General features: G+C 62.4%; 8 protein-coding genes and 1 pseudogene. 5 read left to right on the top strand and 4 right to left on the bottom strand.

Going from position 1 to position 12,150, the window contains the following annotated elements; genetic code table 11:
* Positions 1-50: 50 nt before the first annotated feature.
* Genes A2I95_RS16540 through A2I95_RS16525 form a run of 4 tightly spaced genes read left to right on the top strand, consistent with a single transcriptional unit; the run spans position 51 to position 6,404 of the window.
* Positions 51-1,073 carry a glycine betaine/L-proline ABC transporter ATP-binding protein gene (locus A2I95_RS16540; RefSeq protein ID WP_291731150.1) on the top strand — a complete coding sequence of 341 codons (1,023 nt, stop codon included), beginning with the start codon at positions 51-53 and terminating at the stop codon, positions 1,071-1,073.
* The gene (locus A2I95_RS16535; protein WP_291731149.1) at positions 1,070-3,064 is read left to right on the top strand and encodes a proline/glycine betaine ABC transporter permease; all 1,995 of its coding nucleotides are present in this window, start codon (positions 1,070-1,072) and stop codon (positions 3,062-3,064) included. Before A2I95_RS16540 ends, A2I95_RS16535 begins: the two co-directional genes overlap by 4 nt.
* A gap of 2 nt (positions 3,065-3,066) precedes the next feature.
* Complete coding sequence (locus tag A2I95_RS16530; protein WP_291731148.1) at positions 3,067-3,948, top strand: phosphotransferase; 882 nt, start codon at positions 3,067-3,069, stop codon at positions 3,946-3,948.
* An 8-nt stretch (positions 3,949-3,956) separates the two neighbouring features.
* Positions 3,957-6,404, top strand: a complete 2,448-nt coding sequence (locus A2I95_RS16525) for an FAD-dependent oxidoreductase (RefSeq protein WP_291731147.1) — start codon at positions 3,957-3,959, stop codon at positions 6,402-6,404.
* A 133-nt stretch (positions 6,405-6,537) separates the two neighbouring features.
* On the opposite strand, the gene A2I95_RS16520 is transcribed toward A2I95_RS16525, so the two are convergent.
* From A2I95_RS16520 to A2I95_RS16505, 4 genes are all read right to left on the bottom strand, one after another.
* Positions 6,538-7,587, bottom strand: a complete 1,050-nt coding sequence (locus tag A2I95_RS16520) for a permease (RefSeq protein WP_291731146.1) — start codon at positions 7,585-7,587, stop codon at positions 6,538-6,540.
* Positions 7,588-7,639: 52 nt separating this feature from the next.
* Positions 7,640-7,957 carry a helix-turn-helix transcriptional regulator gene (locus A2I95_RS16515; protein WP_291731145.1) on the bottom strand — a complete coding sequence of 106 codons (318 nt, stop codon included), beginning with the start codon at positions 7,955-7,957 and terminating at the stop codon, positions 7,640-7,642.
* A gap of 292 nt (positions 7,958-8,249) precedes the next feature.
* A complete protein-coding gene (gene dmdD, locus A2I95_RS16510) occupies positions 8,250-9,056 on the bottom strand; it encodes a methylthioacryloyl-CoA hydratase (protein WP_291731144.1) in 807 nt (268 codons plus the stop codon).
* 56 nt (positions 9,057-9,112) lie between these two features.
* Positions 9,113-10,885, bottom strand: coding sequence for an acyl-CoA dehydrogenase (locus A2I95_RS16505; protein WP_291731143.1), 1,773 nt, complete (start codon positions 10,883-10,885; stop codon positions 9,113-9,115).
* A 303-nt stretch (positions 10,886-11,188) separates the two neighbouring features.
* Here A2I95_RS16505 and A2I95_RS16500 point away from each other — a divergent pair.
* Positions 11,189-11,751 (top strand): annotated as a pseudogene (locus A2I95_RS16500) (transposase); the annotation flags it as partial.
* Positions 11,752-12,150 lie beyond the last annotated feature (399 nt).

Here is a 12,150-nt window from a genome sequence, read left to right as displayed (position 1 = left end):
CCGTCAATCAACCCGGCCGCTTTCTGCGGACCGGTCCAGGAACCGCATTGATGTCTCCCAAGACCAAACTCTCCTGCCGCAACATCTGGAAGCTTTATGGCGCCAATGCCGAGGCGTTTCTGAACAGCAACCCGTCCCCCAGCGGCGCGGAGATCCGCAAGGCAGGTATTATCGGCGCTGTGCGCGATGCCCGCATCGACATTGCCGAAGGCGAGATCTTCATCATCATGGGCCTGTCCGGGTCCGGCAAATCCACCCTGGTGCGCTGCCTGTCGCGGCTGATCGAGCCGACCGGCGGCGAGGTGCTGTTTGACGGTGTGGATCTGCTGACCGCCAGCGAGCAGGAACTGATCGAAATCCGCCGCCACAAGATGGGCATGGTGTTTCAGCACTTTGCCCTGCTGCCGCATCTGACCGTGCTGCAGAACGTGATGTTCCCGCTGACCGTTCAGGCCGCGCCCAAAGCCGAGGCGGACGCCAAGGCCCGCGAGGTGGTGGAACTGGTCGGCCTCAAAGGCCGCGAGGATTATTACCCGCGCGAGCTGTCCGGCGGCCAGCAGCAGCGCGTCGGTATTGCCCGCTCCTTGGTGACGGAACCTGATCTGTGGTTTCTGGACGAGCCGTTCTCGGCGCTTGATCCGCTGATCCGCCGCGAGATGCAGGACGAATTCCTGCGCCTGCAGGCCCGCCTGCACAAGACCATCGTCTTCATCACCCACGACTTCGAGGAGGCCGTGCGCCTTGCCGACCGTATCGCCATCATGAAGGACGGCGAGATCATCCAGATTGCCACGCCTGAGGAACTGGTGCTGAACCCGGCCACGGACTATGTCGCTGAATTCACCCGCCACATCCCGCGCTCCAAGGTGCTGACGGTGGGCGGCATCATGACCCCGGGCACGGACGGTGACGGCCCCCCGGTTCCCGCCGCCGCCCGGGTATCGGAGGTGGCAGAGCAGATCATCGCCGCAGATGCCCCGCGCCCGGTGTGCGATGAAAACGGGCGCATCATCGGCAGCATCGGCCGCACAGCGGTGGCCCGCGTGCTGTTCGGCGCGGGGAAAGCGGCATGAAAGCGCGTCTGACTTGGCAAAGCGCCGCAGCCTGGGGGCTGGTGCTGGTCACAATCCTGCTAGGCTGGTTCGGCCGCGATCTGGCCAAGGCGCTGGATGCGCGCTGGCTGATCAAGATCCCCTCCTCTTGGGTGATCCCCTTCAAAACCCGTATATCTTCCGCCATGTCTTGGCTGGTGGAGGACGCGGCCATCGGCCCGGTGTCCTTCACCGATGCCACCCGCGCCATCGCCTGGCTGATCGAACAGCCCTATGAGCTGATGCTGAGCCTGCTGGCGCATGGTTTTCTGTACGGCCCCGGCCCGGCCCCGCAGGTGCTGCTGCCGGCCGCCAGCTGGATCGCGGTCACCATCGCGGTGATTGCCCTGGGACACTTCTGCCGCAACTGGGGGCTGGCGGCGGTCGCCGGGGCCTGTTTTGCCTATCTTGCGGTCTTCGGACAGTGGGACAGCGCCATGGTCACGCTTGCCTCGGTGGTCATCGCGGTGCCGATCGGCGCAGGCGGCGGGCTGCTGGCCGGCATCTGGGCCTACCGCCACCCGCAGGGCGAACGCATCCTTTCCCCTGTTCTGGATCTGATGCAGACCATCCCGATCTTCGCCTATCTTGTGCCGATCCTGTTCATGTTCGGCTTCGGCCCGGTCTCGGCGCTGGTCGCCACCATCATCTATGCCACCCCGCCTATGATCCGCATCACCATCATGGCGCTCAAGTCGGTGGACCCGGAGATCCTCGACTTCGGGCGGATGGCGGGCACCACCAAACGGCAGCTGATGTGGCGGGTGCTGGTGCCCTCGGCCAGTCAAAGTCTGATGGTCGGCGTCAATCAGGTGATCATGCTGACGCTCAACATGGTGATCATCGCCTCGATGATCGGTGCTGGCGGGCTGGGGTTCGACGTGCTGGCTGCCCTGCGCCGCCTCGACATCGGCGCCGGGTTCGAGGCAGGCATCGCTATCGTGGTGCTGGCCATCGCCGTGGACCGGCTGAGCCAAGCTTTCGCCGAACGCATGGGCCAGATCCACCACACCTCACCCGGCTCCTGGGCCGCCCGGCACAAACGCACGGTGCTGGTACTGTCGCTGTTAATGATCACCTGGGTGCTGGGCCGCTTCTCGCCGTTGCTGCTGGACTATCCGGCCAGCCAGACCATCACCACTGGCGCCTTCTGGAATGACGCAGTCAAATACCTGAACGTGAATTACTTCGATGCGTTCGAGGCAGTGAAGGTCTTCTTCCTGCACTGGTTCCTGCTGCCGATCAAGAAAACCCTGCTGGGCATTCCCTGGCCCTGGGCGATTGCCATGCTGACGCTGCTGGGCTGGCGCGTCGGCGGCTGGAAACTGGCAGCGCTATGCGGCGTGATGTCTGCCCTGATTGCGGTCAGCGGCCTTTGGGCCAAGGCCATGGTCACTGTCTATCTTTGCGGCGCCTCGGTGATCCTCGCCACCCTGATCGGTGTGCCTCTGGGTGTGCTGGCCGCACTGAACCGGCGCGCAGGCATCGCCATCAACCTGCTGATCGACACCCTGCAGACCCTGCCCAGTTTCGTCTACCTGATCCCGGTGGTGATGCTGTTCCGGATCGGTGATTTCACCGCGATGATCGCCATTGTCCTGTATGCGCTGGCCCCGGCCGTCCGCTATGCCGCGCATGGCGTGCGCAGTGTCAGCGGCGAGCTGATCGAGGCAGGCTTAGTCTCAGGCTGCACCCGCTGGCAGCTGCTGCGCCTGGTGCGCCTGCCGATGGCGCTGCCGGAGATCCTGCTGGGCATCAACCAGACCATCATGCTGGCGCTGTCGATGCTGGTGATCACTGCGCTGGTCGGCACCCGTGACCTCGGTCAGGAAGTTTATATCGCGCTGACCAAGGCAGACACCGGCCGCGGCTTGGTCGCCGGTCTTGCCATCGCCTTCATCGCCATCATTGCCGACCGGCTGGTCAATGCTGGTGCCCGCGGCGCCCGCATCCGCTTTGGACTGGAGAGCTGACCATGACCCAATCCGATCTGCTGAACCGCATCCGCGCCCTGCCGATTTGGCAGGGAGAGATAGGCATCAGACCGCTCGACGGCGGTATCACCAATGTGAATTGCCTGGTCGAGGACAGCGCGGGCAAATACGTGGTACGTGCGGGCGATGACATCCCGCTGCACCAGGTGATGCGCTTCAACGAGCTGGCCGCCAGCCGCGCCGCCCATGCCGCTGGCCTGTCACCCGCGGTCGTGCATACCCAAGGCGGCCTGACGGTGCTGGAATACATTGAAAGCCGCACCCTGACCGAGGAAGACGTGCGCGACCCCGCCATGCTGCCCCGGGTACTGGAGCTGGTGAAATCCTGCCACCGCGAAGTGCCCAGGCATCTGCGCGGCCCGGCGCTGGTGTTCTGGGTCTTCCATGTGATCCGCGACTATGCGGCGACACTGCAGGACAAGGACAGCCCGCATGGGACGCTGGCTGCCGAGCTGACCGGCATCGGCAACAGCCTGGAACAGGCGGCGGGCCCCTTCGATATCGTCTTTGGCCACAACGACCTCCTGTGCGGCAACTTTCTGGACGACGGTGACCGGCTCTGGCTGATCGATTATGACTATGCCGGCTTCAACTCACCGCTGTTCGACCTTGGCGGGCTGGCGTCCAACAACGGGCTGTCAGAGCAGCAGGAGCACTGGCTGCTGGAAACCTACTTCGAAGCGCCTGCCAACGACGGCCTGCTGCACCGCTACGGCGCCATGAAATGCGCCTCGCTGCTGCGCGAGACCATGTGGAGCATGGTCTCCGAGATCACCTCCGAAATCGACTTTGACTACGCGGCCTACACCGCCAGCAACCTCGCGCGCTTCCGCGCCGCACTTGACGACTTTCAAAACACCTGAGGACTGACATGACCGAACTCCCCTCAACTGCCAAGGCAGTCATCATCGGCGGCGGTATCATCGGCTGCTCTACCGCTTATCATCTGGCCAAACTCGGCTGGACAGACACGGTGCTGCTGGAGCGCAAGAAACTGACCTCGGGCACCACTTTCCACGCCGCCGGGCTGGTCGGGCAGCTGCGCTCGAACGCCAATATCACCCAGCTGCTGGGCTATTCGGTCGATCTTTACAATAAGATCGAAGAGGAAACGGGCCTTGGCACCGGCTGGAAGATGAACGGCGGGTTGCGGCTGGCCTGTAACGAAGAACGCTGGACCGAAGTGAAGCGCCAGGCCACCACCGCGCATTCCTTTGGTCTGGAGATGGAGCTTCTGACCCCGAAAGAGGCACAGGAGCTGTGGCCGCTGATGGATATCTCCGACGTCATCGGCGCCGCCTTCATGCCAACCGACGGCCAGGCCAACCCGTCTGATATCACCCAGGCGCTGGCCAAGGGCGCGCGGATGGCCGGGGCCAAGATTTTCGAGGACACCAAGGTCACCGATATCGAGATTGAAGACGGTAAGATCCGCGCGGTGATCACCGAACATGGCCGGATCGAATGCGAGAAGGTGATCTGCTGCGCCGGCCAGTGGACCCGCACCTTTGCCAAACGCTTTGGCGTCAACGTGCCGCTGGTGCCGATGGAGCACCAGTACATGGTGACCGAGCCGTTTGAGGGCGTGCCCTCCGGCCTTCCGACCCTGCGCGACCCGGACCGGCTGACCTACTACAAGGAGGAAGTCGGCGGGCTGGTGATGGGCGGCTATGAGCCGAACCCGATCCCCTGGGCCAAGGACGGTATTCCGCAAGGCTTCCACTACACGTTGCTGGACAGCAACTTCGACCATTTCGAGCAGCTGATGGAACAGGCCCTGGGCCGGGTTCCCGCGCTGGAACATGCCGGCATCAAGACCCTGACCAACGGGCCCGAAAGCTTCACCCCCGACGGCAATTTCATCATTGGCGAGGCACCGGAGCTGAGCAACTTCTATGTCGGCGCCGGCTTCAACGCTTTCGGCATCGCAGCCGGCGGCGGCGCAGGCATGGCGCTGGCGGAATGGGTCCACAAGGGTGAGCCGCCGTTCGACCTTTGGTCTGCCGACATCCGCCGCTTTGGCCGCCCGCATTTCGACACGGACTGGGTGCGCACCCGCACGGTCGAGGCTTATGGAAAGCACTACACCATGGCCTGGCCGTATGAGGAACACAGCTCTGGCCGCCCTTGCCGCAAGTCGCCGCTCTATGACACGCTGAAATCCCAGGGCGCATGCTTTGGCGAAAAACTCGGCTGGGAACGCCCGAACTGGTACGCCGACGCCGCCAAGGGGGAAACGCCCCAGGATGTCTACAGCTTCGGCCGTCAGAACTGGTTCGACGCAGTGGGGCGCGAGCACAAGGCCGCGCGCGAGGCAGCGGTGCTGTATGACCAGACGTCCTTTGCCAAATTCGCGCTGAAAGGCCCGGATGCGCTGGCCGCAATGAACTGGATCTGCGCCAATGACGTGGACAAGCCGGTGGGGGCGCTGATCTACACCCAGATGCTGAACGGCAAGGGCGGCATCGAATGCGATCTCACGGTGGGCCGCGTCGCGCAGGACGAGTTCTACATCGTCACCGGCACAGGCTATGCCACCCACGACTTCGACTGGATCCGCCGCAACATTCCCGACGGCATGAACTGCCAGCTGTTCGACATCACCTCCTCCAACGCGGTGCTGTCGCTGATGGGGCCGAAAGCGCGCGGCATCCTCTCCGCTGTCACCCGCGACGATGTCTCTAACGACGGTTTCAAGTTCGGCACCATCCGCACCATCGGCATCGCCGGCTGCCCAGTGCAGGCGCTGCGCGTGACCTATGTGGGGGAACTCGGCTGGGAGCTGCACCTGCCGGTCGAATACGCCCAGACCGTCTATGCCGCACTGATGCAGGCCGGACAGCCGCACGGGCTGGTCAATGCCGGTTACCGCTCGATCGAATCCCTGCGCCTGGAGAAAGGCTACCGCGCCTGGGGCTCGGACATTGGCCCGGACCACACCCCGTTCGAATCCGGGCTTGGCTGGGCGGTCAAGCTCAAGAAGGATATCCCCTTCAAGGGCCGCGCCGCAGCTGAAGCGCAGAAGGCCGGGGGGGTGAAGAAGATGCTCGCCTGTTTCACCACAGCTCCCGGCGTGGTGCTTCTGGGCCGCGAAACCATCTACCGCAACGGCGAGCGCGTCGGCTGGCTCACCTCCGGCGGCTACGGCTACACCGTCGGACAGTCCATCGGCTACGGCTACATCCGCAATCCCGATGGCGTCGATGCCGACTACGTGCTGCGCGGGAGTTACGAGCTGGAGGTCGCCACCAAGCGGGTCCCCTGCGAGGTCCAGCTCAACCCGCTCTACGACCCGTCGATGAGCCGGGTAAAGGCCTGAACCGGCACGCCTGGGCGGGACAAAGCCACCGGCTTACCGCCCCTCCCGTCTGCGTCCGGAAGGGTGAAGCGGGCGCTGCCTTAGGCGGCGCCCGCCTGTCAGGATCCGGGTGTGCCCGGACCCTGGGATTGGATCAGACCGCGTGCCAGAGCTGGAACAGCAGCCCCACGGAAAAGGCACCGCTGAGCGATAGGCCGAGGTACAGCGCAAAGACCTGCGGACGGGCCAGAGCCCATACGGCCATAGCTGCGGGGATCGAGGTCACGCCGCCGGCCACCAGAAAGGCAAGGCCTGCCCCCGGCGCCATGCCCTGCTCAATCAGCCCGCCGACCAACGGCAGCGCCGCATAACCGTTCAGATAGGCGGGGACACCCACCAGCGTTGCGGTAATGATCGGCAGCAAACCTTCGCCGCCCAAGGCGGAAGTCACTGTTTCGGCCGGTATCCAGGCCAGCATCAAGCTTTCCAAAATGAAGGCCAGCAGCAGCCATTTGGCCAAAAACAGCGTCGTGGTCCAGGCGGTTCCGGCAAATTTTGCCCGACGCTCCGCCTCAGTCCAAAACTTCCAGATCACCGGCTTGGGCGCACGCATCCTGGCTCCGCCGCAGCCGCCGTTTCCGACACCCTCGCGCAACGCGTCCTTTAAGGCGCCACCCTGGTTCAGCAAGTGGACAACCAAACCGCCAAAGAGGCCAAGGCCGACTGCGGCAGCAGTTTTGGCCACAGCGAATTCAACGCCCAGAACTCCGGCGGTCAGAAAGAACATCGACGGGTCCATGATCGGCGATGCCAGCCAGAACGCCATGACGGCGGACAACGGCACCCCCATCGACAGCAGCGCTGCGATGAGCGGGATCACTCCGCAGGAGCAGAACGGCGACAATCCCCCTGCCAGCGCACCAAGCGCAATCATCAGAAGCGGTTTGCCGGTAAAAGCTTTGGCCACCAGATTGTCTGCACCAGTGGCGCCAGCCCAGGCCGCGATGGCAATGGAGAACAGCAGATAGGGGGCCGTATGCGCCAGCGCAGCCCCGGCAAAGACGGCGCTGTCTGCGGATTGGGCAGGATCAAAGATGGCCAGCAGCAGCAGGAGTACGGCAGAGGCCAGCCAGACCCGCTGCTCCTGGAAGAACCGCCAGACAGATGTGCCTGATCTTGGGGGAACGTTTGTTGCGTTTGTCATTTCCATATCACCAGATTTATAGTTATTTTAGATCGAAGAAGAGGCTTTTACCTCATGCGTTCTCCTCCTTGGCAGCCAGGGTGACGCCTGTGCAGCATTCGGACGTCAGAAAGTTCACCACGCCCAGCATCACGGGATAATCGACCCGGCTGAATACTTCGCGCCCGTGCTTTTCCTGTACAACCAGCCTGGCGTCCACCAGCGCCGACAGATGGTGCGCCAGCGTGGAGGGAGCCAAGCCCAGATGTTCGGCAATCTCGCCGACCCGAAGCCCGTCCTCCCCTGCTTTGACCAACAGGCGGAAGATGGCCAGACGGGCATCGTGACCAAGGGCGGCAAGGGCGCGGGCGTTGTTGCTTGATATTGTCATGACGTCAAAATAACCACAAACCCGGTTTTGTCAAGATGTGGGCCAGCATGAGACACCAAGCAAAGCTGCCGGCCGCACGGCGCCCTGAACCTAACGTTTCCGCACCGGTCAGGACTCTCAGCCGAATGCCGCAAATGGATGGCAGTTACCCGCACAAGATGCAGGTTCCGCCTGGCTTCGCCCCCAGCGCTTCGCAGCTGCACCAAGAGCAAACGGATCCCCCCTTGTCCAGCACTGTCCGGCACCATCAGGCCATGCGCAAAACCACGGCCTGACGACTGGTTTGCGCGGCCTAGCTGTTGGGCCGCACGCGGGCTGCGGTTTTGTTGGCAAAGGCCTCCAGCCGTTCGCGCGCCGCAGGCTGCGTATTCACGACTCCGGCCACGACAGCTTCGGCATAGGCCGCATCCATGCCCGACATATTGTTCAAATGGCTGATCGCCGAACAGATCGCATAGTTGGTCAGCGGCAGGTTTTGCGCGACCTTATCGGCAAGCTCGACCGCCTTGTCGAAGCTGGACTCTTCGGTGATGTATTGCGCCAGTCCCAGGTCGACCGCTTCCTGTCCCTGATACACCCGGCCCGTCAGGATCATGTCAATCATCCGGTATTTGCCGATCATGTCGGAAACCCGAATAGTGGCGCCGCCGCCGGTAAAGATGCCGCGCTGGCCTTCAGGAAGCGCAAAATATGTGGTCTGATCCATTACCCGGACATGGGCCGCGCTGGCCAGTTCCAGCCCGCCGCCGACAACCGCACCCTGCAGGGCCGCAATGATCGGCACCCCGCCGTATTCCATCTTGTTGAAGGCCTCGTGCCAGCGCAGGCAGACATGCATGAAGTCATCCGGGCTGCGGTCTTCCTTCCAGTGCTCCACCAGATCAAGGCCGGCACAGAAATGATCGCCTGTGCCTGCCAGCACCACCGCCTTTACGCCGTTCCGATGCGCGCCGCTGAAAAAGCAGATGAGCTCCTCAATTGTGGCGGCATCCAGCGCATTGCGCTTGGACGGCCGGTTGAGCGAGACAATAAAGACGCCATTGTCCCGCTGTTCGATGGCGAGCTTTTCGTAGGTTTGCGAACTGGCTGCTTGCGACATTGTTCTGACCTTTTCCTGACTGTCCGGTCCCAGTCCGGGCCGGGAATTTCCGTTGTTCAGATTTCGAAACCGGCATCGAACAGGCTTTCACTGCCGTCGATGATCCGGGCGCTTTCCGTTCCGCATTCCACAAGAATATGCTGTGCATAAAACACTGCGGTGGCGATCTTTTGTGTCATGAAAGCTGTATCTTCGCCCTGTTCAAGCTTGGCTTCAGCGGCCAGAACCGACCTGCCCAGCTGCCAGCCTGCGGCAAGATTACCTGCCAGCATCAGAAAGGGAACGCTGCCGGCGTATGCCGCGTTGATGTCCTTGGGCGCGGTCTCCAGGAGCCAGGCAAGGCTGGCCTCAAACGCGCGGCGCGCCTGCCCCAGCCGGTCCGCCACCAGCTGCGCCTTGGCACCGCCTTTTTGCAAGTCCGCCTCAGCCGCCGAGACCATTCCGGCAAAGCGGCGGGCGGTCTTGCCGCCGTCCCGCAGCACCTGCCGACCCAGAAGGTCATTGGCCTGGATCGCCGTTGTGCCTTCATAGATCGGCAGGATTCTGGCATCCCGGTAAAACTGCGCAACCCCGGTTTCTTCGATGAACCCCATGCCGCCGTGAACCTGCAGGCCCATTGAGGTGACCTCCAAAGACCGTTCCGTGCAGCATCCCTTGACCAGCGGCACCAGGAATTCGGCCATCTCCGACGCCTCGCGGCCTTTTTCGGCCTCAGCGTGATGTGCCAGATCCAGCCACCCTGCAGTGGCCATCGCCAAAGCCCGCCCGCCTTCGACCAAGGCCCGCATCCGCAGCAGCAACCGCCGCACATCCGGATGCTGAAGGATCGGCACAGCCTCCTTGGCGCTGCCGTCAACCGGGCGGCCCTGCACCCGCTCCTGCGCATAGCGCAAGGCGTGCTGATATGCGCGTTCAGATACGGCAACCCCCTGCACGCCTACTGAAAACCGGGCGGCCCGCATCATCACGAACATGTATTCAAGGCCGCGGTTCTCCTCTCCCACCAGAAAACCGGTGGCGGCTTCGAATTCCAGAACCGCCGTCGGACTCGCCCTGACGCCCAGTTTATGTTCAAGGCTGACACATTGGACAGTATTGCGCCGACCAAGCGATCCATCCTCTTGAACCAGGAATTTGGGCACAATGAACAGGCTCAACCCCTTTGGACCTGCCGGGGCACCAGGGGTTCTCGCCAGAACAAGGTGAACGATGTTTTCGGTCAGGCTGTGCTCGCCATAGGTGATAAAGATCTTTGTTCCGCTGATCGAATACGCACCATCCGCACCTGGTTCCGCCTTGCTCCGCACACGCCCCAGATCGCTGCCGGCCTGAGGTTCTGTCAGGTTCATGGTGCCGGACCATTGGCCGGAAATCATCGGCTCAAGGTATTGCTTTTTCTGCGCGCCAGAACCGGAAAGCAACAGCGCCACCACCGCCCCGTCAGTCAATAGCGGACATAGGCCAAAACTCATATCCGCTGCGTTCAAAATCTCTGTCGCGGCGGCCCCGGCGGCCCGCGGCAACCCCATTCCGCCAAAGTCTTCCGGGTGCGGCAGACTTTGCCAGCCCATCCCGGCGTATTGAGCAAAAGCCTGCAGGTATGGCTCAGGCATCACGACCTTGTCACCGTCGAACCGCGCGCCGGTTTCGTCCCCTATTGCCGAAAGCGGTGCGATTACGTCCGAACAAAAACGCCCGAACCCCTCCAGCGCAGCCTGGACATCCCCGGTTTCGATCCCGGAGTAAGCCGCCAGCGATGCGACCCCAGGCCAGTCAGACAAATGCTCGATATTGAACATGATATCGCGAACCGGCGCCTGATAGGTCATCTTTCACTCCGAATTGTGGTTCCTTCACGCCACCTACGTGTTGTTTGACATCGGCTCCACGTTCATATGGGACAAAGTCCTTTCCAAAAGTGACATCCGGCACTGGCGATCAATGAAATGGCAGGCTCGGATCCCCTTAGGTGCTTGATCCGATGGTTTGATGGTGCGATCTGACCTGCTCCCCTGAAAAGTCCTCGATTTGAGGTTAGCCTGTTCTCCAACTGCTCTGCCCCCTGAAAACTGGATCGTTCAGAGCTGGAGTGTTCCGCTGAATTTCCCTGGCTGGGAGAGGAGCGGAACCGCATGAAAGCATCGAAGTTCACGGAGGCGCAGAAGGCCTTCATCCTTAAGCAGGGCGACCAAGGCACACCGGTCGCGGAGATCTGCCGCAAGGCCGGGATCAGCCAGGCGGCATACTTCAACTGGAAGAAAGAATACGGGGGCCTTCTGCCGGACAAGATGCGCCGGCTGAAAGCGCTGGAGGACGAGAACACCCGGCTGAAGAGCTGGAGGACGAGAACACCCGGCTGAAGAGCTGGAGGGAAACGCAAACAGTCTGGGGGACTGTTTGCCCCGAACAACCGTGGCGGATCTGACGCTGGACCGGGAGATGCTTCAGGATGTCATTCGGCGAAAGCTCTGAAGCCTGGCCGTTTGCGCGAGATTGCCACCGGGATGTGCGTCGATTGGGGCGACGATCCGGAAGGCTTGTGGGGCCATCTGCTTCGACACATCCACCTGCCACTACAAGTCCCGGCGGACCGCTGTCCGGCAGGGCATCGCGCAGCGATGTCCCGAGAGGGGATCAGGCTGCCGTCGAACGGCAGATCAAGGAGATCGCAGAGACGCGTGTGCGCTATGGCTACCCCTGCATGGTGGACGCAGATATCCGCGATCTCGCCCTTCTTGGAAATCCCATGGCTCACAATGTACCGCGCGCGCTGCCGTTCCGGTGCGGCGAACAATTCAATCGTCGCGTTTACCTGTGCCAGATCGTGCTTCGCATGGGCGATCTCCGCGTCATATGCCTTAACCTGGCCCAGTATCTCGGCCCGCTTCTCTGTTAGGGTGTGAACAATCAATGGCTTTGGCATGCGCCCATTCCACATCAGATCCCGGCACTGGAAAGTGGACGTGCCACGGAATTGTTCCGCTCCTTTGACTTGGTATTTTGCCGCAAAGGAGAGACATCATGGCACCGAAACCAACCCCGGAATTCCGCGCCGAAGCAGTGCGCGCAGCGTTGACGAGCGGGCTGCCGCGTA

This window comes from Leisingera sp. F5, assembly GCF_001593695.1.
This window is presented reverse-complemented; position numbering and strand designations above follow the sequence as displayed.